Below are 25,242 nucleotides of genomic sequence, written 5' to 3' on the forward strand. Positions count from 1 at the left end.
TGGCGAGACCGTTTGCCACTATCACTAATGGCAAACGGGTCCTGGTCCGTCGCCACATGGCTCAGGCAGACACAAATGCCGCGTTTTCCTGGATCTCAATCACCGTGGGCCGATCGGCCTGCGCTGCGCTCAATAGCAGCTCGCGCAATTGGGCAAAACTCTCAGCCCGTTCAGCGTTGCAGCCAAAGCCCTTGGCCAGTGCAAGGAAATCCGGAGTGTAGATATCGACGCCAATGGTCGGGATATTACGGTTTTGCATGTAACGCTTGATCTCACCGTAACCGCTGTTATTCCACAGCAAGACAATAACCGGCGCATTGGCCTCAACCGCCGAGGCCAGTTCAGGCAACGTGAACTGGATGCCGCCATCGCCGATCAATGACACCACTGGCCTGTGCGGCGCGGCCAACTTAGCACCAATAGCAGCAGGCAGGCCGTAGCCCAAGGTGCCATAGCCGGTTGATGAGTTGAACCAGGTGCGTGGCGCATTGGCCTCAAACAGGTGATTACCGGAATAGACAATCTGCGTCGAATCACCGACAAAGACCATATCTGGCAGTGTTTCCTGCAAAACATCCAACACCCGCTTCTGTGCAATCCAGGCATCGGGAATCAAGGCTTCGAGCTGACCCCGCACCTCTGCGGCCAGCGTGCTGCCAGGGCTATCCGCACTAAAACCTGCACCCTCGCCCAACCCACTCGACAATGCCTGCATGGCCATACGCGAATCACTGAGAATGGCGATATCAGCCGGGTAATTGCGGTTTAGCTGCTCGGCGTCGATGTCGATCCGGATCAACTGGCTGTCGATGCGGAAATTGCCATCAAACACCGCGTCATAATCGGTTTCGCCCAATTCAGTGCCGATCGCCAACACCACATCCGATTGCAGCACCAACTCACGCACCGGCACCAGCGACTGGTTCGAGCCCAGCGCCAAGGGGTGGCCCTTGGGCAAAACACCTTTGGCATTGATCGTATAAGCCGTTGGCGCATCCAGCGCCTCAACCAGACGCACCGCTTCAACGCTGGCATTTGCAGTACCGCCGCCAAGTAAGACCAACGGCCGCTTGGCAGACTTGAGCATCTGCACCGCGCGTGCGATCGCATCTGGGCAGGGTGCCGGACGGCTTGGTAAGGCGCCTAACTTGCGTTTGACATGATCGGCAGAGGCCGTAATCACGTTGATCGGGATCTCAATATGCACCGGCCGTGGACGGGCACTGCTGAAGACCGCAAAGGCACGGGAGAGCACTTCCGGCAGTTCATCCGGACGCATCAGGGTGTGGCTAAATGCGGCAACCCCGGCCACCAGATTGCTTTGCGACGGCAGCTCATGCAGGCGTCCGCCACCCATGGCCAGTTGCTCGGTGTTATTAACACTGGAAATCACCAGCATCGGGATCGAATCGGCGTAAGCCTGGCCCATTGCCGTGGTGATATTGGTCATCCCCGGGCCGGTGATGATAAAGCACACGCCCGGCTTGCCACTGACCCGCGCATAGCCATCGGCCATAAAGCCGGCGCCCTGCTCATGTCGAGGCGTAATGTGGTTGATCTTGGTCGACGGCAGGCCGCGATACAACTCGACGGTATGCACGCCGGGAATACCAAAAACAGTATCCACACCGCAGTCTTCCAACATCTCAACCAACAACTCTCCACACGTCAACACGGGCAGTACTCCAATGCAAAATAACAATGAGCGGCCACTCTAACAGCATAATGTTATCGTTAACATAGGTAGTTTGAATTTAGCTTTTCATACAGCCAATTCACCCATAAGCCGAATTAAACTTAGCGATTGCGGATGGCTAGCAACGAGTTGAAAAATGGATTCAACGTATCAAGGGTTTGGCAACGCGAAGCTTGGCCACCGTGGCCGGCGCGAAAAACCACGGATATTAGAGATCGCAATGGTGGCTGAAAAAGCGTCAACCACCTTACGGGACCTACGCAGAGGCCGAATTGTAGGGTGTGTCAACGCGAAGCTTGGCCACCGTGGGATTTGCAAATATATTGGATGATTGTGGCTGCAAATGGTGGCCGAACAGAGCATCGACCACGCTAGAATCAGTTACACAACGTTGGGTTCGATCTCAAGCGCTATTGCGAAACGCTGCTTGATATCCGCCTGAATGCGCTGGGCAAGGTCAAGTAATTGTGTGCCGGTGGCATTACCGTAATTGACCAACACCAGCGCCTGCAGCTTATGTACCCCGGCATCACCCTGACGAAAGCCCTTCCAGCCTGCTCGCTCAATCAACCAACCTGCCGCCACCTTGGACTGGCCGCAGGCCTGAGGATAGGCCACCAGATCGGGTTGCTGCTTGCGCAAATGTTCGACCAAATCGGCAGGCACCAGCGGATTCTTGAAGAAGCTACCGGCATTGCCCAGTACTGCCGGGTCCGGCAGCTTCTCGCTGCGAATGGCACAAATGGCACGACTGACATCCAGCGCCGTTGGCGTATCAATGCCCTGCTCGCTCAAGCGCTGCTTGACCGGCCCATAAGCCAGATTCAGATGGGCAGCGCGGCTTAACGCAAAGCGCACACGCAGGATGACCCAGCGCCCGGCTTGGCGCTTAAAAATGCTGTCGCGGTATCCAAACTGGCAGTCTTCGAGGCTGAACTCAGCCACTTCGCCGGTTTGCCGGTCGAGGGCAGTCAGGCCCACGAAAAGGTCTTTGATCTCGACGCCGTAGGCACCAATATTTTGCATCGGTGCGGCGCCAACCGTGCCTGGAATCAAGCTCAGGTTTTCCAGGCCCGCCAAGCCTTCGGCCAGGGTCCATTGCACAAACGGGTGCCAAGGCTCACCGGCTTCAGCCTCGACCACAACACGCTCAAGGGTATCACTGAGAATGCGAATACCCCGACCGCTCATGCGCAGCACCAAGGCTTGCACATCAGCCGTAAGCAGTAAGTTGCTGCCGCCACCGAGCAACATCAGCGGCAACTGCTGCGCCTTGGCATGGGCAATCGCCGCGCACACCTCATCATCGGTATGGGCTTGAGCAAACTGCGCCGCACTCACATCAATGCCAAAGCTGTTATAGGCTTTGAGCGAAACACCGTGCTCCACCTGCAAACTCATAACCGTCCTTTAACTTCAATAAGCAAGGCATCGCTGGCTCGCTCGATCAGATCAAGCACATCTTCGAATCCTTGATCACCGCCGTAATAAGGGTCTGGCACCTCATCAACCTCAAGCTGGAAGCGGCGCAAAAACAAATCCAGATCGGCGACACCATTGCTCGGGCGCAGGCGATCGAGATTGCTTAAATTGCTGTTATCCATGGCCAATACCAGATCGAAACGCTGAAAATCAGCCGCTTCAACCTGTCGACCGCGCAAGGCGGACATATCGTAGCCGCGCAATTGCGCCGCGTGACCGGCGCGGGTATCAGCAGGCTTGCCGACATGCCAGTCGCCGGTGCCAGCCGAATCGACCTGCACCTGCTCTGTCAGTCCCGCTTGCTCCAGCTTGCTGCGAAACACCGCTTCAGCCGTTGGCGAGCGACAGATATTGCCCAGACAGACGAATAAAATCCGCATTACTGGCGCAGCAACTGCCGTACGCGATCGAGGTCTTCCTGGGTATCAACCCCCGCAGGCGGCGCTTCAAGTGCATCAGCCACATGAATGCGCACGCCATACCAGAGCGCGCGGAGCTGCTCCAGGCATTCGGTGTTTTCCAGCCAGCACGGGCCCCACGCAACAAAATCGTGGAGGAACTGCGCGCGGTAGGCGTAAATGCCAATATGGCGGCGATAAGGCACATCAGCCGGCAGCGTGTCACGGCTCTGCGCGAAATCATCACGGGCCCACGGCAACGGCGCGCGACTGAAGGTCAGCGCCAACCCCGTCACATCGGTAGCAACCTTGACCACATTGGGATTGAACAACGCGGCAACGTCTTCAATCGGCTCAGCCAGCGTGGCGATCGCCGCTTGCGGATTGGCCGCCAGATTAGCCGCCACTTGATTGATAATCGAAGGCGGGACCATCGGCTCATCGCCCTGCACATTGACCACGATAGCGTCGGGCTCAAGGCCTAATGCGGTCGCCACTTCGGCCAAGCGGTCAGTCCCCGAGTTGTGATCGACGCGGGTGAGCACCACTTGCGCACCAAAGGCCTTGCAGGCCTCGACAATGCGCGCGTCATCGGTGGCGACAACCACTTGCTGAGCATTGCTTTTGCAGGCTTGCTCCCAAACGTGCTGGACCATCGGCTTGCCGGCGATATCCTGCAAGGGCTTGCCCGGCAGGCGGGTCGAGGCGTAGCGCGCCGGGATAACAACGCAGAATGCTTGGCTCATTACTTGTCCAGACGCTCGTCAACGTTGAGGGTCCGCGCTTCGCTTTCGAGCATCACCGGGATGCCGTCACGCACGGGAAACGCCAGGGCGTCTGCCTTGCAGACCAGTTCGGTCTTGTCGCTCACCAGCTTCAACGGGCCTTTGCACAACGGGCAGGCCAATATATCGAGTAACTTCGGGTCCATGGGTGATCCTTGAGGTAAAACGGCGGGCGCCAGTATAAAGCTAGCGAGCCGGCAATAAAGCCTTCAATTGGGCATCAAACCAATCAGCGAATGCCGCTGAGGGCTGCGCATCGACGGCGAGATACCACCAATTATCAGCCGCAAAAGCACGGCACTTCACCGCATCTTTTTCGGTCATGACCAGCGGCAAGTCCGGGCTGAAATTCAGCAACTCGCGGCTATAGGACGCGTGATCGGCAAAAGCATGCGGATTTACCTGCCAGTGTAGCGCCTCAAGCGTGTTGAAGAAACGCTGCGGATTGCCGATGCCAGCAACGGCATGCACTGCTTGACCGGGCGAGAAATGATCAAGTGGGCAAGATTCCCCGCTGCGCAAATTGATCAGTTGCGTCGGTTGCAAGGTAAAGGCGTAAGCCTTTTCCGGGTCACTTGTGGCGCCGTTATACAGCAACGCATCAACGCTCTGCAGGCGTTCCATGGGCTCACGCAACGGCCCCGCCGGCAAGCAACGCTGATTGCCGAAGCCACGTGCGGCATCCACCAGCACCAGTTCCAGATCACGGGCCAGCCGGTAATGCTGCAAGCCGTCGTCACTGAGGATCAGGTCAAGCGGTTCAGCCTCAAGCAAGGCCCGGACCGCGCGACTGCGGTCAGGATCAATCACCAGAGGTGCGCCGCTACGCTGGACAATCAAGAGCGGCTCATCGCCGGCTACGGCAGCACTTTGCTCAGTTGTCACCCGCCAAGGCAATGAAGGCGGTTTAGCGCCGTAACCTCGGCTGACCACTCCCACCTTGAGACCGCGTTGTTGGCACTGCTCGATCAGCCATAGAATCATCGGGGTTTTGCCGGTGCCACCGACCGTGATGTTGCCCACCACAATAACGGGTACCGGCGCACGGTAGATATCGCCCTCGCCTGCAACAAAACGCTGACGTTTGCCCTGCACAACCCGCCGGTACAAGGCCTCCAGCGGCGCCAGCAAACGTAGCGCGGGGTGGCCGTTATACCAAGCGTCGACCAGCCGATCAGACAGTGCCATCAAGCAATCTCCATCAAGGCGCTGGTTGCGCCTCGACCGTGGTCATGCGCAAGTGGGCAAACCCCAGCTTGCCAGCTGCGTCCATCGCCGTGATCACCGACTGATGCGGGGTTTTACCATCGGCACTGATGACCAGCGGTTGAGTGAAGTTGCCTGCCGCTTCTCTTTCCAGCGCGGTGAGCAAGCTTGCCAGGTCACTCTTCAGCAACGCTTTACCGTTGATTGAAAAACTGCCGTCGGCGGCTATCAAAATTTCCAACGGCTTGGTCTGAGAGTCCTCCAGAGGCGCGCCAGTGACGGCTTCAGGCAGGTCCACCTTCATCTGGGTTTCGCGGGTAAACGTCGTCGTCACCACGAAAAACAACAGCAGGATAAACACCACATCAATCAGCGGCGCTAGATTGATATCGACGTTCTCCCGCGCTTTACGCCGGAACTTCACGCCTTGTCTCCACCCAGATCAACTTCGCGGTCGCCTTGTACCACCTCGACCAGCTTGATTGCCTCCTGCTCCATGCCGACCACCAACTCGTCGACCCGGCGCTGCAGGTAACGGTGGAAGAACAACGCAGGAATTGCCACGATCAAACCCGCTGCAGTGGTAATCAGGGCTTTGGCAATACCGCCCGCCAGAACAGGAGCATTGGCCATTCCCGCGCCCATAAAGGAGCTGAAGATTTCGATCATGCCCAGCACGGTGCCGAGCAAGCCGAGCAGTGGCGCAATACCGGCGATGGTGCCAAGTGCATTGAGGTAACGCTCCATGTCGTGCACGACTCGGGCAGCTGCTTCTTCAATGCACTCTTTCATGATCTCGCGACCATGCTTGGAGTTGGCCAAACCCGCCGCCAAAACTTCGCCAAGCGGCGAGCTTGCGCGCAGCTCTTTGAGTTTTTGATTGTTGAGCTTTTTGTCTTTGATCCATTGCCAGACCTGACTTAACAGATTGGGCGGGGTGACGCGGCTTGGCCGCAACGTCCATAAGCGCTCAGCAACAATAGCTGCGGCGACGATAGAACACATGATGATCGGCAGCATGATCCAGCCGCCAGCTTTAACCAATTCCCACACGGTGGCGTATCCCCTCAACAAAATTGGCGTCACTCTAGCATAGGGCTGTGAGCGCGCCGACCGTAGCTGTTCTCATTTTTCTCGCCAAAAGCGCGGTATTTTTCGCATTCCTTGCGCAGAGTCGTAAGAACCCAGCTTAATCAGCACTGCGCCATACTCAACCGAGTCGTAGAGCGTGGCGCCGCTTTGCTGGTAACGCCGCACTACTGCCGGGTGGGGATGCCCGTACGAATTATGCTTACCCCGGCCTATCAAGACCGAATCCGGCGCGACTGCGTCGATAAATAGCGGCGAAGAAGAACTGGCACTCCCGTGATGAGGTGCCAACAACCACTGAGCGCGCACGTCCATGCCACTGTCCACCAAGGCCTGCTCCGCTGCCGCATCGATATCCCCGGTTAACAGCAGCCGTTCGCCTGCTGCCTCGACCATCAGGACACAGGACAAGGGGTTCGAGTGCTTGGCGGCGTGCCATTGCCATGTGGTAAAACGCACTTCATCCCATTGCCAAGTCGAGGATTGGCAAGCGTGCGCGGCCAGTGCTACAGGTAGCTCAGCCGGTTGGCCGCTCATCACCTGGCCAATCGACATGCCTTGAGAAATCGCTAGCGCGCCGCCGCTGTGATCATTATCGGAATGGCTGATCAGCAGCATGTCCAGATGGTTAAGTCCCAGCGTTCGCAATGAGGGCAAAACCACTCGTTCACCCATATCGAACCCCGGAGAACGAGCCCCTGCATCATAAAGCAATGCATACCCATGGGTTTGCACCAATACAGATGAGCCCTGCCCGACATCAAACATCACCACCAAAGCGTGTCCCTCATTGGGACGCGAGGGTTTAGTAAACAGCAACGGCAATACCAACAACCACGCCAAACTGCGCCCCGGTATGCCCCTAGGCAGTATCAGCAGCAACAGGGCAATGGCCACCAGCATCCAGGCCCAAAGTGCTAAGCCCGCCGGCAGCCATGCGGGCAACCACAGCGCGACAAATTCCAGCGCTCGGAACAACAACTCAAGCAAGCCGCCGGCCAACCCGAGCAGTGCTGTTCCCAGCCATGGCAGCGGTAACAACAGGGTGCCCAGCAGCGCCAATGGTACAATCAGCAACCCCACCAGCGGTACGGCGACCAAGTTGACCAGGGGCCCGCTGATGCTGACCGGCAATCCCAAGCCCAGCAACAGGGGCAATAGCCCCAACGCCATCGCCCATTGCGCTCGCCCCAGAGAACGCCACCCACTCAAACGACCGAGGCGCCCGCTGAACACCAGCATCAGCAACCCGGCAGCGCCAAACGACAGCCAAAAACCGGACTGCAAACTTGCCAGGGGCTGCCACAACAGAATCAACAGCATTGCCATCACTAGTGGCATTAACAGTCCAAGCTGGCGAAAGCGCCAGCGCCAAAGCAGTACCAGGCCGACCATCACACAGGCGCGCTGCACCGGCACCTCGAAGCCAGCCAGCGCGCCATAGATCAGGGCGCCAGCAAAACCCAGCAAGCAGGCACTGGGCAGCCAAGGCAACGTCTTTGGCCAGTAGCCAAACCGTGCCAAGCCTGCGACCAAGCCATAGAGCAACGTGGCCAGCAGCCCAATGTGCTGACCAGAAATCACCATAAGATGAACAGTGCCCGTGTGCTGCAAAGTGAGCCAGTCAGCGCGGCTCATGCCTGAACTATCGCCCAGAACCAAGGCCGCTAAAGCCCCTTCTCGACCGTAAGCAGGCACTGCCAGGATGCGCTGGCGAATGCTTTGGCGCCAGGTCCTTACGCCGCCTTCGGCACTAATGCGTTCACCGGCCTTGATGCTGCCAGTGCCGCCAATCCCTTGGGTCAGAAGCCAGACTTCATAATCGAAGGATTGCGGGTTCACCAACGCATGGGGTCTTTTCAGGCGAACCGCCATGCGCCAGGTTTCCCCTGCAACAAGCGGGGGGCCGCCATACCAGGATAACCGCAGAAGCGTGGGCAGCGTCGCCCGGCGTGAAACAGCATTGGCCAACTCGAATCGCACGACCTTGCCGTCTTGCTCAGGCAAACCAACAATTTGGCCCTGCAACCACAGGGTGCGGCCATCGAGCGCAGGCCTCAACCGGTCATCCAGCGCCCACTGAGCACTGACGCAGGCCCAAACAAACCCGAGCAAAAACAGCGCTGGCAGCAATCGCCGACGCAGCACCAGCAGCCATGCAACCAATAAACAAACGGCCAAAAACCATGTGCAAGGTAACTGCGGTAAAAACCTTAACGTGAGTAGACCCGCAATCAGCGTTATCATCGGTGCGAGCATCATTGCCTGCCCTTTGGATTTCATCCATGAAACCCGGCTTAACCGGTCGTGTAACAGACAGTCTCATAATCCGAGGCGGCAGTTTGCAATGAATGTGTGCATAATATTGCCGCTTAAGCCTGCCAGAGAACCTTCATGCCGCGTCGTTTATTCAAGCGCTACATGCCTAACCCAGATCGAATCAAGGGCAACAAATCCCTGCGTTTTCTGGGAACGCTGATGCACGACCCGAACCTCTGGCACCTCAACCGCCACTCGGTTTCACGGGCAATGGCAATTGGCCTTTTCTGGGCCATGATCCCAATGCCCATGCAGATGCTGGCAGCTGCGCTGACAGCCATTCCGGCTCGCGCCAATATGCCGATATCGGTTGGCTTGGTCTGGCTGACCAACCCTCTGACCATGCCGCCGGTGTTTTATTGCAGCTACAAATTCGGCGCCTGGTTGACCGACACCCCTACCCTGCACATTCCTGAACACGTCACACTCGCGTGGGTCGGCCAAGTGTTGCAAAGCCACTGGCAGCCACTGTTTCTGGGGTCCTTCACCCTTGGCATAATTCTCGCTGTTATCGGTTATGTTGCCACCAATGCGTATTGGCATTGGTGGGTCAAACACGCATGGCGCAAACGCCAAGAGCGCCGCCGCAATAACAAATCCAGCTGATGCAAAAAGCCACTCAAATGAGTGGCTTTTTATTGGCCGCGAATGACTGATTCGCGTTAGGACCCGCGTTGCGGCTACTCGTAACGCAGGGCCTCCGCTGGCTGAATCCGCGACGCACGCCACGACGGATACAAGGTCGCCAGAAAGCTCAGGCCAAATGCAGCCGCGCAAATAAGCAGTACATCGGTAAGTTGCAATTCAGAAGGCAGGTTGCTGATGAAGTACACATCGGAACTGAACACGTGCTGGCCGCTGACGCGTTCGATCCATCCAACCAACTGGCTGACATTCAAGGCGGCAACGATGCCCAGCGCACAACCGATCAAGGTCCCTACAGTGCCAATCACGGTGCCCTGAACAATGAAGATGCCCATGATTTGCCGTGGTGTTGCGCCGATGGTGCGCAAAATAGCGATATCGGCGCCTTTATCAGCCACCACCATGATCAATGTCGCGATGATGTTAAATGCAGCAACCGCGACAATCAGCAGGAGCAACAGACCAATCATGGTCTTCTCCATCTTCATGGCGCTAAACAGACTGCCCTGGGTTTGCGTCCAGTCATTGGCGCGATACTCGGCGCCCAAGCTGGCGGCAACCTCTGCCGATACCTTAGGTGCGGCATACAAGTCTTTAACCTTCAAGCGCACACTCTGCACTTGCCCCGGCTTGTAGCGCTGAATGTCAGCCGCATCGGCAACGTTAATCAGCGCCAGCGAGCTATCAAGCTCAGCGCCTACTTTAAAGATACCGACCACATTCAAGCGCTTCATGCGTGGCGTAATACCACCGGGTACAGTGCTGATTTCAGGGACAATCAGTGCCAGTTTGTCACCGAGGTTGAGACGAAAACGCCGCGCCGTAATCTCACCGATCACCACGCCGTACTCACCGGGTTTCAGGTCAGCCAGCTGCCCTTTAACCATGTGATCGCCGATGATCGATACGTTAGGCTCCAACTCAGGATCAACGCCTTGCAGTTGAATCGGCTGCATGGCGCCGCGAAACGACAACATACCCTCCAGCTCCGCGAATGGCACCGCAGCCACCACTTCAGGATTTTTCTGCGCCGCGCTCGCCACAGCTTTCCAATCATCCAGCGGTGTGACTGCCGAAATGCTGGCGTGAGGGACCATGCCCAGAATCCGCGAACTCATTTCACGCTGAAAGCCGTTCATCACAGACAAAACCACGATCATGGCCAGCACGCCAAGTGCCAAGCCAATCATCGAGGTCAGTGAGATAAACGAAATAAAATGATTGCGGCGTTTGGCCCGCGTGTAGCGGGCACCGATAAAGATACTCAGCGGGCGAAACATCAGTTAGCCACCAATTTGCCGTCCTCAAGACGCAGGATACGGTCCATCTGCTGAGCCAGCTCCAGGTCATGGGTTACCACCAAAAATGCTGTCTGCGAAGAACTGCTGAGTTCGCGCATCAACTCTTGAATGCCTTCTGCAGTGTGATGATCGAGGTTACCGGTTGGCTCATCAAGCAGCACCAGCCCCGGCCGATTGACCAGCGCACGGGCGATTGCCACACGCTGGCGCTCACCACCGGACAACTCCGACGGCTTATGCGACAGTCGATGGCCCAGACCAACGCGCTCAAGCAAGGTTGTCGCGCGCTTGCGTGACTCACTGATCGAGGTACGGCCAATCAGCAGTGGCATGCACACGTTCTCCAGCGCGGTGAACTCGGGCAACAAATGGTGAAACTGATAGACGAAGCCCAGCGAGCGATTGCGCAACAAGCCGCGCTGCTTTTCATTCAGTGCAGACAATTCTTCACCTGCCAGCCAAACGCTGCCGGTGCTTGGCGTATCCAGCCCACCGAGCATATTGAGCAAGGTACTTTTACCTGAGCCTGAACTGCCGATGATCGCCACACGTTCACCGGGAAACAACTCAAGCTGCAAGTCATCCAGCACCAGTACCGACTGTGGGCCTTCATCATAGGATTTGCTGAGGTTACGGCAACTTAGAACAGCCTGATCCTGCATCACGTGCTCACCTTTAATCTGATTACTCATAGCGCAACGCCTCTGCAGGTTGGGTGCGCGCAGCACGCCAAGCTGGGTACAAAGTGGCGAGGAAACTCAAGACCAACGCAGCCGCGCAGACCTGCACAACATCGGCGGGTAATAGCTGCGAGGGTAAATAGTCGATGAAATAGACGTCGGCATTCAGAAACTTAATGCCGAGCAAATGTTCCAGGCCGGCAATCGCCGCACTGACATTAAGTGCAGCAAAGATCCCCAGTATGGCGCCTATTGCGGTGCCAAATACCCCAATCACTGTGCCTTGCACCATAAAAATACGCATGATCTGCCCCGGCGTCGCACCCAGGGTGCGCAGAATCGCGATATCACCTTTTTTATCATTCACCACCATCACCAGGGTCGAGATGATATTGAATGCGGCGACCGCGACAATCAGCAGTAATAACAAGCCGATCATGGCTTTTTCCATGCGAATAGCTTGATAAAGATTGCCGTGGGTGCGAGTCCAATCGCGGGCGTAGTACTCACCCTGACCGAGGCTTTGCGAAATCTGCCAAGCCGTACGTGGTGCTTGGAACAAGTCGGCAAACTTCAGACGAATACCTTGAACCTGCCCTACTTTCCAGCGCTGCAAGCGCGCCAGATCGTCGATATGGGTCATGGCAACATAACCATCAATCTCACCCGCACCGACGTGAAAGATACCGACCACGGTAAAGCGCTTGAGCCGCGGAAACATGCCAGCTGGGGTCACCGTCATCTCAGGCGAAACAAAGGTAATTTTCTGGCCAATGCCAACACCGAGCTTTTTCGCGGCGTTATCACCAATAACGATGCCGAACTCACCCGGTTGCAGCGCTTGCAAGCTTCCGGCCTTAAAGAAGTTGCCAATGATCGAAACCTTGGTCTCCTCTTTCGGGTCGATGGCGTTTATCAGCACTTTCTGCACCTTGCCATCGTGGGTCAGCAGACCTTGCATCTGGCTGAACGGGGCAACCGCCAACACCTGCGGGTTTTTCGAGGCTTTGTCAGCCAGGTTGCGCCAATTATCAATGGGTGTCGGGCTTTCGATTGTGGCGTGCGGCACCATGCCGAGCACACGCGAGCGCATTTCGTGATCGAAACCGTTCATGACGGAGAGCACCACGATCATCACCAGCACACCCAGTGCCAGCCCGATCATGGAAGTCAGGGAAATAAACGAAACGAAATGATTGCGACGCTTGGCGCGGGTGTATCGCGTGCCGATAAATACGAACAGGGGTTTGAACATTTTTGAGGGCTTGTTCGAAGAAAAGAGAAACGTCCATGTGGCGAGGTTGGGGCAGCAGCCTTACACTCAGACAACCACTGCTACCATGGGTTCGCCATGTCGACTCAAGATGATCAAGATCGCCGTGAATACTATCGTATCGAAGATACCTTAGCACTGGAATTTAGCCGCCTATCCGACACCGAGGCGCAATCCACCGATGCCCTGCATGACAACTCGCCGCTGTTTAATCTGCTTAGCGAGCTGCATATTCTCGATTTCGAATCGCAGCATCTGCTGCGCCACATCAGCGAGCGCGACCGCACTCTGGCCAGCTATTTAAAGGTGATGAACAAGCGTATCGACATGCTCGGGCAGACCGTAGCCCAGAGCCTGCTCGGTGATATCGGGCCGCCTAAGCAGGTCACAATTTCCGAAGGCGGCGTCAGTTTCAATAGCCCGGAAGCGGTTGAGGTCGGGACACACCTTGCAATTAAATTAGTGCTTATGCCGCAAGCATTGGGCCTACTTTTACGTGCCAAAACTATTCACTGCCTGGCCTCTGACGACGGCCAATTCGAAATAGGGACTGAGTTCGAAGCCTTGACTGACGCACAGCGCCAATTACTCGCTCGGCATATCCTCCAGCGTCAGGCTTTCGAGCGCCGCCAAGCCCTTGAACAGCCAGAGGAACAACCAGAGCAGAACCCTAACTGACTTAATTCACTGGGATATTGTGCCTATGCCGCGCCTGTTATCTACCCTATTAGCGCTTAGCCTGATGCTGCCGCTTAGCAGCTTTGCTGAAACTTTGACCATCCCGATTGGCCATCAAGGCGACGCTAACCAAGCACAACCCTTGCCCAAGCGTGGCGAGTCACGCAGCGCGGTGCTAAATCGCTATGGGCTAGCCGACGAAGAGCACAAGCCTGTCGGCCAACCGCCAATCACGCGCTGGGACTACCGCGAGTTCAGTGTTTATTTCGAGTATGACCATGTGGTCGATAGCGTACGCCACCTGCCAGTGCATCCTGCGCAGTAGCGCTCTGCCAGCTTGACCGACGACGTAACTGGCTTTATCAATAGTGCATCGCTGACCGTTAAACCCAAGGAGCAACTGTGACGCTGATCTATGGACACCGTGGCGCGAAAGGCGAAGCCCCTGAAAACACCCTGACTGGCTTTCAGCAGTGCTTGGAGCATGGCGTAAACCGCTGTGAGCTTGATCTGCACCTGTCTCGCGATGGCGAGCTGATGGTCATTCATGACCCAACGCTCAAACGCACCACAGGCCGTCGCGGCAAGGTGGTTGAGCACGACGCTGAAGATCTCGTCAGCTATGACGCCCGCAAAGGCGGTCCTGGCTGGGTCAAGGCCTGCCCGATTCCCCGGCTCCGCGAGCTGTTTGAGAAGTGCGCCTTCGAACACTGGCAACTCGAAGTCAAAAGCGCCTCGAAAGTTCGTGCCGCGCGCACCGTTGAAGCCATCGCCAGACTTGCCGATCAATTTGGCATTAGCGATAAAGTCACAGTCACATCCAGTTCGCGGGAAGTGCTCAGCGCCCTTCAACGTCTCGCTCCACACCTGTCACGTGGGCTGGTAGCAGAATACTCTTGGCTCGACCCTATCAAGGTTGCCCAACATTATGGCTGTGAGTACCTGGCATTAAACTGGACGCTTTGCACCCCGGAACGACTGATCAAGGCGCAAAAAGCGGGTTTGCATGTGTCTGTCTGGACAGTTAACGAACCCGCATTGATGCGGCGGCTGGCGGACTTCGGCGTCGACAGCATCATCACCGACTTCCCCGGTATCGCCGTCAAGAGCCTCAAAGATCTGAACCCGACAACGCGCTAAGGTACTGGCCTGCTCGCAGACCGAGCAGGCACGCCCCGCCCTCTCGCCCGCCATCGCTCTCTATAAGTGCGCCAATATGGAGTTATTGCATGTCTTTTCAAAAGATATGTTATAACTTAACAATTAACATTTATTGACCCCTCACCCCGCGGAGAATTGATGAGCATCGCCAGCACCGCAAGTTCTTGCTTGACCGAAAAAGAATTGCTCGAACAACCGACCGACGCCTATATGAATGGCGCTCAGCAGGCATTCTTCAAAAGCCTGCTGATAGGGCAACGCATTGAGCTGCAAGGGCGTATCGAGGAAGAAATACAGCTGCTTCGCGAACAAGAGCCCAACAGTGACCCAATGGACGCAGGGAGCGCCGAAGAGCAACGTCAGTGGCAGTTACGTTTGCTTGAACGAGAGAAAAAACTGCTGAGCAAGATCGATCAAGCGCTCGAACGTCTTGCGCGAGACGAATATGGCTGGTGCCGTGAAACGGGAGAACCCATAGGCCTCAAGCGCCTGCTTTTTCGCCCAACCGCCTCGCTCAGTATTGAGGCTAAAGAGCGTCAGGAGCTGAAAGAAAAACACCTGCGAGAAGCCTGACCGGCCAGCTTCGCCTGAAGTGCTCTGCAGATCAAAATCAATTCGCATGAGGCCCCCAATGAACAACCGGGTTATCAGTAGCCAGACCCTCAACAACCAGACTTTGCCCGATATCGCTGCGCAGTCCGCGCCGGCGCGCCAAGCACTCGACTGGGTCGGTATGTGCAATATCGACATCCCGCTACTTATCGAGGGACAGCGCACCGCTGGCAAAGTAGACGCGGGCGTTAGTCTTGATGATGAAACGGCTCGCGGCATTCACATGTCGCGCCTGTATTTGGCGCTGCAAAGGCTTGCGCAAACGCCGCTGTCACCGGCTTTGCTCAAAGCCGTATTGGCCGAGTTTTTAACTAGCCACAGCGGCTTATCGCAGCGTGCATCTCTGAGAATAAGTCTGGACTGGATGATCCAACGCGAAGCACTGGTCAGTGACTTATCTGGCTGGAGATCCTATCCCGTCACCATTGACGCCTACTTGGACGCTGACGGCCTAAAGTTAGAACTTGGGGTGACCCTCACCTACTCCTCGACCTGTCCTTGTTCGGCAGCATTGGCGCGGCAGTTGATACAACAACGCTTCGCTGACGAGTTCATCAATACACCCATCTTCCATGAGCAAATACATAACTGGCTCGGCAGCACCGACGGCATAGTTGCCACGCCCCATAGTCAGCGCAGCACAGCACACATCCAACTGCGCTTGCATGAGCAGACGACTGACTTTGCGGTATTGGCGGTGATTGATCGCGCCGAGAAAGCACTGGGCACCGCCGTACAAACTGCAGTCAAGCGCGCAGATGAACAAGCATTCGCCCTGCGCAACGGCCAAAACCTGATGTTCTGTGAAGATGCCGCAAGGCGCCTTGATATGACCTTGCGCGAGCAACCAGGTAGTGCAGCCGTCAAGCTCAAAGTCGTTCACGCAGAAAGCTTACATGCCCATGACGCCGTCGCTGAAAGCAGCTGGAACTGGGATTAGCCATTGCGACGAAGCCGGTATCTCTGGTGCGGTTGGGGCAGCAATGGCTCGCCAGAGGGCAAACCGGAAGAGCTGGATGGCGTACGCGTGTTCAGCCCTCAGGGGAAAGCCATCGGCCCTATCTCCCTGCCGGAACGATGCGCCAACCTGTGCTTCGGTGGCCCACAAGGCAACCGCTTGTTTATGGCCAGCAGTCACTCCATCTATTCGGTCTTCGTCAACACTCGCGGTGCTAGCTTCGTCAAATGAGTGATAGGCCACGACCGGCCGGTCGTGGCCTTCTCGGTCTAGATTAATACCGGCAACCAGGCCGATATCAGCAGCAAGATTGCTAGCGCTTGGTTCATCCGTCGTACGGCCCGTGGCGAACCCAATAACCGCACACTCCCCAAACCGAGCAATGCCCACAGCGTCATACACGGCAATGAGACCAGTAGAAACGACAACGACAGGATCACCACTTGAGTACGCTTGTCGGCCCCGCTAACGAACACACTCACAACAGCCACTGCCATCATCCAGACTTTTGGATTGACCATCTGCAGCGCCGCAGCACTAACCACATTCAGGCTTTTGTCACGTGGCGCATCCACGTCCAGTGAAAGCTGTGTGCTATGGAAAATCTGCCAAGCCAGCCAGCTCAACCACAGAACTGCAGCCCAAGCCATCACCTGCTGAACAAGCGGAAATTGCAGTGCTGTTTCACCGATGCCGAGACCGACGGCAAGCACGATCAACGCTGCTGCAAGGCACGCTCCAAAAATGATTGGTACCGTGGGTCCTAGCCCATTTCTGGAACTGTGGCTCAACACCAGAATATTGGTCGGGCCGGGAGTAATCGCCGCGACAAAGGCAAACATGATGAAAGGCAATAGAGTCTCCATCCCTCAAACGCCCTTGATACGAAGCAACAATGATGAATAACACATGGCATGAACTCCTCAATCAGTTAAGAAGTCCATCGTGGCAAATCATTGCAGGTCAGTCTGGAAGGTTTGAGCAGCGCTTGCGGTAATCGGCGGGTGTGAGTTGGTAGGCCCGGCGAAACCAGCGCCCCAGATGACTTTGATCGGCAAAGCCAAGCGTGCTGGCGACTTGGGCCGGCAGCTCGCCCCGCGCCAATAGTTGTCGTGCCTTGGCCAACCGCAGCTGGATCAGATACGCATGGGGTGCCAAGCCAAAAGCGGCCTTGAACGCCCGGGTTAAACGAAAGCGATCTACAGCGCAGGCCTGAGCCAGATCGTCCAGCCCGATGTCATCACAGATATGTGCATGCAGGTAGTCACGCGCAACCTGGGCTACCAACGGCAGGCGCGGATCTCTAACTTGACGCTTGCGCCAATCAAGGTGGCAGGTCAGTGAGCCGAGCAAGGTGTCGAGCGTGCTCTGACGAACGATGCGTAAATCGGCCTCATGAAAGGCGCGGAAGGCTTGCGTTATAGCAGCTGAAAGGCCAGCGTCCTGACTCAGGGTAGAGGCAAAACCTAATTGGCTATCGGCCGGTACATGCTCAAACAGGGCGTGCAACTCGCGTTCCAGCCAATGTGGATCGAGGTACAGCATGGAGTAAGTAAAGCCCTCCTCGGTCGGGGCATACCCATCGTGGATCTCGCCAGGCTCCAGCATGATGACCTTGCCAGGCGTACTCAGGTGGCGAACCCGCCGGCAATTGAATTGCTGCACGCCCTGCCCGGTGACGCCCACCAGAAAACTGTCATGCCAATGGGGATCATAGGCATGCCCCTTAAAGTGGGCACGGATCGACTCGATCCCGGTATCGGCATCCTGGGACAATTCGATCCAGCTGCGTTTATCCACGAACGACTCCATTGGTGGTTCATGCTTAATCTGCAAGGACTACTAAAATACGGGGTTCTGCAAAACCTGTTTAGAAGATTTGTGCACATGCGCAGCGCTATCCTTGTCAACCAAGTCATAGGCAACGACCTGACCGTGGTCCCGCGGGTACCCGTATTCACTTGCGGCAAACCACACCCTTTTAAATTGAAGGGTATTGTTTGCAAAACAGAGCTCTACACCCGTCGGGTTAAGCGCCAGGAGACCCAACCCACCAACGCCAGCGGCAGGCCGAGCGTGAGCCAAGAGAACAGATCGTAGCCATCATCGCCAACCAATGCTGAAATCAAGCCGAGCAGGCTGAGTACACCCAACAGCAAGGGCCAGCGGAAAATCATCCATAATCCACGCCTCATCCCTTGGCCTCCGCCATTACTCCACCTGCATCCAATTCAGCCAGACGCTTTTCCAGCGACGACTTACGCCGCCCCAACCACAGATACAGGCCACTGCCGAGAATGACGATGGAGATAAGGTCCAACACTGTCCAGATGATTTTCAGCGGCAGCCCGCCGTAGTCACCGAAATGCAGGGGCTGTGAGAGCAGCAGGGTTTGCACGTACCAAGGCATTTCGCGCATATCGGTCAACTCACCTGTCTGCGCATCAACCAATGCAGGCTTGAGCAGACGCTCGGTCAACGGCGTCGCACCACGCATATAGATCGCGTAATGATGCTGACTGCTGAACTGGGTGCCAGGGAATGCAACGAAACTGACGTCCATACCCGGCGCAGCCTTTTTCGCAGTCTCCAGGGCTCTGTGCAGTGAACCTGGATCCTTGAGTGGCGGCATGTCCTTATAGGGCGCTGTCATTTCTGCCAGTTGGCCACTCTGCCACAAGCCCAGAATCGGGATTGCCAGGGTATTGATCACCCCAGTCAAGCCGACTACCAGCACCCAGATCAGCGTTACGATGCCCAATACGTTATGCAGATCCAGCCACTTCAGACGCGTGCTGCGCTTGGTGCGCACGGTGGCGAAATCAAGTTTCCGCATAAATGGCGTGTAAACCACCGCGCCAGACACAATCGAAGCCACCAGCAGCAAGCCCATAAACCCGAGGAATAAATAGCCCGGCAACCCCATGAACATATCGGTGTGCAATTTGAGCATGATGTACATAAAGCCACCGGGTGGCGGCAGCGGGTCAAAAAACTCGCCGGTGCGCGCATCGAACGGCTGGACATGACCGTTCTCTGGCGGAGGAACCAATGTTGGCCCGGAAATCACCCCACCCAGTGGATCGTCCTGCTCGAAAAACACAAAGCGTGCAACCTCGCCGGGCCGCGCAGCCAAAGCGCGGGTCATGACGTCGTCAAAATTGATCGCCGGGGTTTCAGCGGTGATTGGCGTGAGCTCCGGATGGGGCTCAAAGTAATGCTCGATCTCCTCGTGGAAGATCAGCGGCAAGCCAGTCAGGCACAGCATCAGCAGAAAGATCGTCGAGATCAAGCTGGTCCACTTGTGCACCAGATACCAGTTGCGCAGGCTTCGGGTGGTCATGTTTTTCTTCTCAAAAGACGGGGCTGTCACGGCATGCTAAAGACGTTAGAGGCAATATTCGGTCGACACCAAAAATGCATATGATAACTATTCGCATGATACCCATTTGCCAGCTTCGTCCACAAGCACAGCGGCAAAAACACGACACCAATGGCCTTACCGGCCGTTGAGCTGTTCTGCGTCAGCTGCCAGTGTTTCAGCATGGATATAGTCCGCCGCCCATGCTTGGGCAATTAGCCCGGCGCGCCCCAAACGCAAGGCGGCGGATTCAAAATCAACCACCAGGCAATGGTCTGTATGCAGTGGCCGTCGCGGTAACTGGCTATAACGTCCGTCCGTCAACAGGCACAGGTGTAACTGCTTATCTGGCGCTTGCCGACGGACCTGCGCCATAAGCTGCTCGGCTAAATCAATGGCCGAGGCTACCGGCGAGCCGCCTCCCCCCGTGATGGGCTCAATCCAGCACTGATTGAACGCAGCCACTCGCTGTGGCTTTTGCAACACCCGCGCGTGCCGACCGGCAAAGACAATCACCGCCAGCTCACTTCTCTGCTTATAAAGCTGGCGCGTCCACTGCATCAGCAGCCCTTTGGCCAGTGCGAGGTTTTGGTCTTTGAGCATTGAAGCTGAGCAGTCGAGCAGTAAGCAGTGCAGTTGCCTGGCACCACCGGCTCGTGGCTTGAACTGCAGGTGCCGCATCTGCCACGGCTGATTGGCCTTTTTGCTCAGACTACGCGGCCAGTGAATAGCAGTGCTCTGCGCACTACCCACTTCTCGGGTCCGCGCTTGCCCCTCACTTTGCACCGGTTGCTCACCCACAGCAGCCGGTTTCAGGGCTTTTTTGTCGGCAGTGGCCTTATACCGCTGAGTGTTTGAGTCGGCACGGCCTGGGGTGGCATCTCCCCCCATTCACTGACGCCATTATCAGTGTTGTTCACACCGAGGCCCGCAGTACTTGGCGACTGCGACGCTGGCGGCTGCTGGGGCGGATGTTTGCGGCGATGGGCCAACACCAGCTCAGCCACAGCGTCTACATCTGCCGCGTTGATTTCATCGTGCGCAAGCCAAGCAGCGTGGGCACAAGCAGCGCGTAAAAGAACCAAATCAGCCCGTACTCCTTCAACGCCCGCTGCCACACAGATTTCACTGACCTGACGATGGAGCGCATCACTAAAGGTTAAATGGCGTATCCGCTCGCGCCCTTGCTCGATGCGTGTGATCAACCCTTGCTGCGCCTGGGCATAGCGCTCGACGAAACCTTGCGGGTCGCGATCGAAAGCTAAACGGCTACGCACGATGGCTTCCCGGCTGCCGGCATCTATTTGGGCGTCCAGTCGTACAAATAAACCAAACCGGTCGAGTAGTTGGGGGCGCAATTCGCCCTCCTCCGGGTTCATGGTGCCGACCAACGCAATACGCGAGGCATGCTGATGCGAAATGCCGTCACGTTCAATCCGGTTTACTCCGCTTGCGCAGGCGTCGAGTAATAAATCGACCAGGCCATCTGCAAGAAGATTCACCTCATCGACATAAAGCACGCCACCGTCGGCAAGGGCCAGCAACCCTGGCTTGAAACTCACCTCGCCATCTTGCAACGCTGCCTGCAGGTCCAGAGATCCTGCTAGCTGCTCCTCACTGGTGCCCAAAGGCAAATTGACAAAGCGCCCCTGTGGTAAAAGGGCCGCCAGCGCACGGGCACTGGTTGACTTAGCCGTGCCACGCGGGCCCTCGATCAAGACGCCGCCAATCTGTGAATCAATAGCCGCAAGCTGCAGTGCGAGTTGCAGCTGCGGCTGACCGTGCAGCGCTGCAAAAGGGTATTGCGGGCTCAGGCTCATCGTTCCTCCAGATGGTGTTCAGCAGCGAGCAGGTGTTGCTCTATTTGTTCGCGATACTCGCCGGGCTCCTGCCATAAGCCGCGCTGCATGGCCTCCATCAACCGCTCACTGATTTCCAACAAAGCATCAGGGTTGTGTTGCTGAAGAAACTCAAGTGTCGCCGGGTCATTTAGATAAGCGTCAGTCAGGCTGGCGTATTGATCGTCACGGACCACGCCCGTTGTGGCGTCATAGGCAAACAGATAATCAACAGTGGCTGCCATTTCAAAAGCACCTTTGTAGCCATGGCGTTTAACCCCGTCGATCCATTTGGGATTGGTCACACGAGAACGCATGACACGGCTGACTTCTTCACCGAGACTGCGAATACGCGGCGCTTGGGGATTGGAGTGGTCACCGAATAAAATCATCGGCTGGCTGCCGCTTAAGTGGCGCACGGCAGCACTCATGCCACCCTGGAATTGGTAGTAGTCATCCGAGTCGAGCAGGTCGTGTTCACGGTTATCCTGGTTCTGCACCACGGCTTCAAGTTCGCTCAGGCGTGTGGCGAAACTGTCACGGCGCTCCTCGCCGTAGGCTTGCTGGCCATAGGCGTAACCGCCCCAATTCAGGTAGGCACGGGCCAGGTCAGCATCATCTTGCCAGTCGCCCGAATCGATCAGGCCTTGCAGACCCGCGCCATAGGCACCGGGCTTGGCACCAAAAATACGAAAGCCCGCGCGTTGCCTTGCGGCGTCCTTGTCCAAGCCTTTGGCTTGTAATTCAGCCATTTCATTGCGGATGCGCGCCCGAATCGGATTAACGTCATCAGGCTCATCCAGTTCGGCAACCTTCTGCACGGCCGCATCAAACATCTGCATCACATTGGCAAAGGCATCGCGGAAGAAGCCCGAAACCCGCAGGGTGACATCCACCCGAGGGCGGTCCATGCGCTTGGCTGGCAACACTTCAAAGTCACTGACCCGCCAACTGCCCTCGGCCCATTTTGGACGTACGCCGATCAAGGCAAAGGCCTGCGCCACATCGTCACCACCGGTACGCATGGTGGCCGTGCCCCACACCGACAAACCCAGGCTGCGCGGATAGTCACCGTGATCTTGCATATAGCGTTCGACAACCAGGCTTGCAGACTTCTCTCCCAGCGCCCAGGCGGTTGGCGTGGGGATCATTCGCGTATCGACTGAAAAAAAGTTACGCCCAGTTGGCAACACATCCGGCCGGCCGCGCGACGGTGCGCCGCTTGGACCCGGCGGCACGAAACGGCCACTCAGGCCCCGACCAAGTTGATAGAGTTCCTGCTGGCCGCATGCCAATAACCGTGGGCGCAGATCTGTCTCGACGCGGTGCATCACAGCTCGGGTCTGCAGCATATTCTCCAGCAAGGCGGAGCCTGCACACTGGGCATCTTCGAGTAACGCAAGGGCAAACAATTCCAAGCGCTCACGGGTATCGCCCAAGCTGCGCCAAGGTTGTTCGCTTATAGCCTGCAACACAGCGGGTTGCTCGCCCAGCCAAGGTTCGCCCCACTGCGCATCGAGTGGATCGAAACGGCTGTCGGGCAACAGATCAGCCGCCAGCGCTCGGACCAGACTGGCATTGGCGCCTTGACCATCACTCACGCCATGGCGGGCCAGTGCCAGCAGTGTGTCACGCAACAATCGCCCTTGCGGTGAATAGCCAAATACATGCAAACCATCACGAATCTGGCTCTCTTTAAGCTCGCATAAATAGCTGTCTGTGCGATTGAGTAGCAGCTGTTCTTCGACCTCGTTGGTCGGTGAGCCGAGGCCCAGATCTGCATTGAGATTGTGCTCGACAATCAGTGCCAACACTTGTTTGCGCAACAGTGCTGCACGGCGAGGATCGAGGGTAAGCGCCTCATAGAACTCATCAATCAGACGTTCCAGATCACGCGTTGGGCCGAAGCTTTCAGCACGGGTCAATGGCGGCATCAAGTGATCAATAATCACCGCCTGCGCGCGCCGCTTGGCTTGGCTGCCTTCGCCGGGATCATTAACGATAAAGGGATACAAATGCGGCATTGGCCCGAACACCAGATCCGGCCAACAGTTTTCACTCAAGGCAACGCTCTTGCCCGGCAACCATTCAAGATTACCGTGCTTGCCAACATGGACAATGGCATCGCTGGCCCATGCTCGGCGCAACCACAGATAAAACGCCAAGTAATAATGCGGGGGCACCAGGTCTGGGTCGTGATAATTGGCATACGCGTCAAGCTGGTAGCCGCGCGCAGGCTGAATGCCAACAAAGATATTGCCCAACCGCAACCCGGCAATCATAAAGCGCCCCTGACGCAGCATAGGATCGGCATCCGGTGCGCCCCAGCGCTCGATGATTGCGTTGCGGTTGGCCTGCGGCAGCTCGGCAAAGAAAGTCAAATAATCGCTCAGTGCCAGACTTTGCCGCGCCGGACGCAAGGCCCATTGCTGCGGGTCGTTCGTCACGCCTTGCTGCAATAGACGCATCAAGGCGTCACCGTCAGCGGGGATATCCTCGATCCGATATCCCTGTGCCTGCAGATGCTTGAGGATGCCGATCACCGAGGCCGGTGTATCCAGCCCAACACCGTTACCCAATCGCCCTTCGCGGGTTGGATAGTTGGCCAAAACCAGCGCCAGTCGCTTGTCCGCGTTGGCCAAGCCACGCAGACGGCACCAGCGTTGGGCCAACTCGCTGACAAAGGCAATCCGCCCATGTTCGGGCTGATATTCCACCACATCACTTTGTGTCAGCTCATTGTGCTGGCCCAACCCTTTAAAACTGATGGCGCGGGTAATAATGCGCCCATCCACTTCGGGCAAGGCCACATGCATGGCCATATCGCGCGGCTGCAAGCCGTGGGCATCCGCGCGCCAGCTCTGTTCATTGCCACCAGAAAGCACCACCTGCAGCACTGGAATATCACCTGCCAACGCGTGATCACCCGGGTCATCCATACTTGATGCAGCGAAAGCGGTGGTATTAAGAATCAGCGCCACATCCTGTTCGGCGCAGAGTTGACGCAACGCCGCCAGACAGTGGTGATCTTTAAGTGACATCAAGGCTATTGGCAACGGGTTAAGGCCATGGGCGAGCAAGCTGTCGCACAGGGCCGTAAAGACGCTGGTATTGCCCGCTTGTAAATGCGCGCGGTAAAACACCACTGCCACACAGGGTGCATCCGCCAGCCAACGCGCCTGAACATCTTCAAGGGACGCAAAGGCATGTTGCGGATCGAACAGGGCAAATGGGGGCAATGAGCGAGGCGCTTGTGCGGGTTGCGGCAAGGCAAAAAACGCAGCACCAATGTAGCGGTACAACTCACGGGCATTGCCCGCTCCCCCTTCGCGCAAATAACGCCAAAGCTGATGACAGATATGCGCTGGCGCCGTGCTCAAAGTCGTGAGGTTGTGGTCCTCGGTCATGTCACCAGAGAACATGGCCAGCGCAATACCCTTGCGCTGGCACAGCGCGACCAACTGTTCAGTGCCGTACGGCCAGTAACTCTCACCACCAAGGTGGTCGATGACAACTACCTTGGCGTACTGCACGACTTGATCAAGGTACATGTCAATTGACGCATGCTGACGCAGGTGCAGCAGATTGGCTAAGCGAACAGAGGGAAACCCTTCCTGCGGACAAGTGGCCGCCAGCAGCGCCAGAGTGGTATCGGCCGCACTGAGAATAACAATGTCGGCCGGATCCTGGTCAACGGTGGTGATGGTCGCCCCGCTGTCATCAACGTAGCCACCTGGCAGCGCGGCGAGCATATGCATTG

The 25,242-nt window shown here is 56.8% G+C and carries 25 protein-coding genes and 1 pseudogene; 7 read left to right on the top strand and 19 right to left on the bottom strand.

Going from position 1 to position 25,242, the window contains the following annotated elements:
* Positions 1-61: 61 nt before the first annotated feature.
* From AACY09_RS00685 to AACY09_RS00725, 9 genes are all read right to left on the bottom strand, one after another.
* Positions 62-1,675, bottom strand: a complete 1,614-nt coding sequence (locus AACY09_RS00685; protein WP_339485484.1) for a 5-guanidino-2-oxopentanoate decarboxylase — start codon at positions 1,673-1,675, stop codon at positions 62-64.
* Between the two features lie 402 nt (positions 1,676-2,077).
* Positions 2,078-3,097, bottom strand: coding sequence for a UDP-N-acetylmuramate dehydrogenase (gene murB, locus AACY09_RS00690; protein ID WP_339485485.1), 1,020 nt, complete (start codon positions 3,095-3,097; stop codon positions 2,078-2,080).
* Positions 3,094-3,558: a low molecular weight protein-tyrosine-phosphatase gene (locus AACY09_RS00695; RefSeq protein ID WP_339485486.1), complete on the bottom strand. Its 465-nt coding sequence runs from the start codon at positions 3,556-3,558 to the stop codon at positions 3,094-3,096. Before AACY09_RS00695 ends, murB begins: the two co-directional genes overlap by 4 nt.
* Entirely contained in the window at positions 3,558-4,322 is a 765-nt protein-coding gene (gene kdsB, locus AACY09_RS00700) for a 3-deoxy-manno-octulosonate cytidylyltransferase (RefSeq protein ID WP_339485487.1), read from the bottom strand. Before kdsB ends, AACY09_RS00695 begins: the two co-directional genes overlap by 1 nt.
* Entirely contained in the window at positions 4,322-4,507 is a 186-nt protein-coding gene (locus AACY09_RS00705) for a Trm112 family protein (RefSeq protein ID WP_339485488.1), read from the bottom strand. The genes kdsB and AACY09_RS00705 overlap by 1 nt, the downstream gene beginning before the upstream one ends.
* 40 nt (positions 4,508-4,547) lie before the next feature.
* The gene (gene lpxK, locus AACY09_RS00710) at positions 4,548-5,549 is read right to left on the bottom strand and encodes a tetraacyldisaccharide 4'-kinase (protein ID WP_339485489.1); all 1,002 of its coding nucleotides are present in this window, start codon (positions 5,547-5,549) and stop codon (positions 4,548-4,550) included.
* Positions 5,550-5,562: 13 nt separating this feature from the next.
* The gene (locus AACY09_RS00715) at positions 5,563-5,991 is read right to left on the bottom strand and encodes an ExbD/TolR family protein (protein ID WP_339485490.1); all 429 of its coding nucleotides are present in this window, start codon (positions 5,989-5,991) and stop codon (positions 5,563-5,565) included.
* Positions 5,988-6,620, bottom strand: a complete 633-nt coding sequence (locus tag AACY09_RS00720) for a MotA/TolQ/ExbB proton channel family protein (RefSeq protein WP_339485491.1) — start codon at positions 6,618-6,620, stop codon at positions 5,988-5,990. Before AACY09_RS00720 ends, AACY09_RS00715 begins: the two co-directional genes overlap by 4 nt.
* A gap of 72 nt (positions 6,621-6,692) precedes the next feature.
* A complete protein-coding gene (locus tag AACY09_RS00725) occupies positions 6,693-8,903 on the bottom strand; it encodes a DNA internalization-related competence protein ComEC/Rec2 (protein ID WP_339487039.1) in 2,211 nt (736 codons plus the stop codon).
* Positions 8,904-9,050: 147 nt separating this feature from the next.
* Here AACY09_RS00725 and AACY09_RS00730 point away from each other — a divergent pair, with 147 nt between their 5' ends.
* Positions 9,051-9,581 carry a DUF2062 domain-containing protein gene (locus AACY09_RS00730; RefSeq protein WP_339485492.1) on the top strand — a complete coding sequence of 177 codons (531 nt, stop codon included), beginning with the start codon at positions 9,051-9,053 and terminating at the stop codon, positions 9,579-9,581.
* Between the two features lie 74 nt (positions 9,582-9,655).
* On the opposite strand, the gene AACY09_RS00735 is transcribed toward AACY09_RS00730, so the two are convergent.
* Genes AACY09_RS00735 through AACY09_RS00745 form a run of 3 tightly spaced genes read right to left on the bottom strand, consistent with a single transcriptional unit; the run spans position 9,656 to position 12,856 of the window.
* Positions 9,656-10,900 (bottom strand): lipoprotein-releasing ABC transporter permease subunit, encoded by a 1,245-nt coding sequence (locus AACY09_RS00735; protein ID WP_339485493.1) that lies wholly within the window; start codon positions 10,898-10,900, stop codon positions 9,656-9,658.
* Entirely contained in the window at positions 10,900-11,583 is a 684-nt protein-coding gene (gene lolD, locus AACY09_RS00740) for a lipoprotein-releasing ABC transporter ATP-binding protein LolD (RefSeq protein WP_339487040.1), read from the bottom strand. The genes AACY09_RS00735 and lolD overlap by 1 nt, the downstream gene beginning before the upstream one ends.
* 22 nt (positions 11,584-11,605) lie before the next feature.
* Positions 11,606-12,856 (bottom strand): lipoprotein-releasing ABC transporter permease subunit, encoded by a 1,251-nt coding sequence (locus AACY09_RS00745; RefSeq protein ID WP_339485494.1) that lies wholly within the window; start codon positions 12,854-12,856, stop codon positions 11,606-11,608.
* Positions 12,857-12,952: 96 nt separating this feature from the next.
* On the opposite strand from AACY09_RS00745, the gene AACY09_RS00750 reads away from it, so the two are divergent.
* From AACY09_RS00750 to AACY09_RS00775, 6 genes and pseudogenes are all read left to right on the top strand, one after another.
* Complete coding sequence (locus AACY09_RS00750) at positions 12,953-13,552, top strand: PilZ domain-containing protein (protein WP_339485495.1); 600 nt, start codon at positions 12,953-12,955, stop codon at positions 13,550-13,552.
* Positions 13,553-13,586: 34 nt separating this feature from the next.
* Complete coding sequence (locus AACY09_RS00755) at positions 13,587-13,877, top strand: phosphodiesterase (protein ID WP_445323780.1); 291 nt, start codon at positions 13,587-13,589, stop codon at positions 13,875-13,877.
* 77 nt (positions 13,878-13,954) lie between these two features.
* Positions 13,955-14,692, top strand: a complete 738-nt coding sequence (locus AACY09_RS00760; RefSeq protein WP_339485497.1) for a glycerophosphodiester phosphodiesterase — start codon at positions 13,955-13,957, stop codon at positions 14,690-14,692.
* A gap of 189 nt (positions 14,693-14,881) precedes the next feature.
* On the top strand, positions 14,882-15,286 hold the full coding sequence (gene dksA / locus AACY09_RS00765; protein ID WP_339487041.1) for an RNA polymerase-binding protein DksA: 405 nt from the start codon (positions 14,882-14,884) through the stop codon (positions 15,284-15,286).
* A gap of 58 nt (positions 15,287-15,344) precedes the next feature.
* A complete protein-coding gene (gene folE2, locus AACY09_RS00770; RefSeq protein WP_339485498.1) occupies positions 15,345-16,265 on the top strand; it encodes a GTP cyclohydrolase FolE2 in 921 nt (306 codons plus the stop codon).
* Positions 16,246-16,514 (top strand): annotated as a pseudogene (locus AACY09_RS00775) (SMP-30/gluconolactonase/LRE family protein); the annotation flags it as partial. The gene folE2 and the pseudogene AACY09_RS00775, both read left to right, overlap by 20 nt.
* 38 nt (positions 16,515-16,552) lie before the next feature.
* On the opposite strand, the gene AACY09_RS00780 reads toward AACY09_RS00775, so the two are convergent.
* From AACY09_RS00780 to cobN, 7 genes are all read right to left on the bottom strand, one after another.
* Positions 16,553-17,149 carry a LysE family translocator gene (locus AACY09_RS00780; RefSeq protein ID WP_339485499.1) on the bottom strand — a complete coding sequence of 199 codons (597 nt, stop codon included), beginning with the start codon at positions 17,147-17,149 and terminating at the stop codon, positions 16,553-16,555.
* Between the two features lie 97 nt (positions 17,150-17,246).
* Positions 17,247-18,083, bottom strand: coding sequence for an AraC family transcriptional regulator (locus AACY09_RS00785; RefSeq protein WP_339485500.1), 837 nt, complete (start codon positions 18,081-18,083; stop codon positions 17,247-17,249).
* Positions 18,084-18,298: 215 nt separating this feature from the next.
* Positions 18,299-18,478, bottom strand: coding sequence for a hypothetical protein (locus tag AACY09_RS00790; RefSeq protein WP_339485501.1), 180 nt, complete (start codon positions 18,476-18,478; stop codon positions 18,299-18,301).
* The gene (locus tag AACY09_RS00795) at positions 18,475-19,626 is read right to left on the bottom strand and encodes a PepSY-associated TM helix domain-containing protein (protein WP_339485502.1); all 1,152 of its coding nucleotides are present in this window, start codon (positions 19,624-19,626) and stop codon (positions 18,475-18,477) included. The genes AACY09_RS00790 and AACY09_RS00795 overlap by 4 nt, the downstream gene beginning before the upstream one ends.
* A 156-nt stretch (positions 19,627-19,782) precedes the next feature.
* Positions 19,783-20,535, bottom strand: a complete 753-nt coding sequence (locus AACY09_RS00800) for a vWA domain-containing protein (RefSeq protein WP_339485503.1) — start codon at positions 20,533-20,535, stop codon at positions 19,783-19,785.
* Positions 20,457-21,464, bottom strand: coding sequence for an ATP-binding protein (locus AACY09_RS00805; RefSeq protein WP_339485504.1), 1,008 nt, complete (start codon positions 21,462-21,464; stop codon positions 20,457-20,459). Before AACY09_RS00805 ends, AACY09_RS00800 begins: the two co-directional genes overlap by 79 nt.
* Positions 21,461-25,240 carry a cobaltochelatase subunit CobN gene (cobN, locus tag AACY09_RS00810; RefSeq protein ID WP_339485505.1) on the bottom strand — a complete coding sequence of 1,260 codons (3,780 nt, stop codon included), beginning with the start codon at positions 25,238-25,240 and terminating at the stop codon, positions 21,461-21,463. The genes AACY09_RS00805 and cobN overlap by 4 nt, the downstream gene beginning before the upstream one ends.
* Positions 25,241-25,242: the final 2 nt, after the last annotated feature.

Source organism: Pseudomonas sp. EL_65y_Pfl2_R95 (assembly GCF_963971045.1).
In the GTDB taxonomy this organism is placed as follows: domain Bacteria; phylum Pseudomonadota; class Gammaproteobacteria; order Pseudomonadales; family Pseudomonadaceae; genus Aquipseudomonas.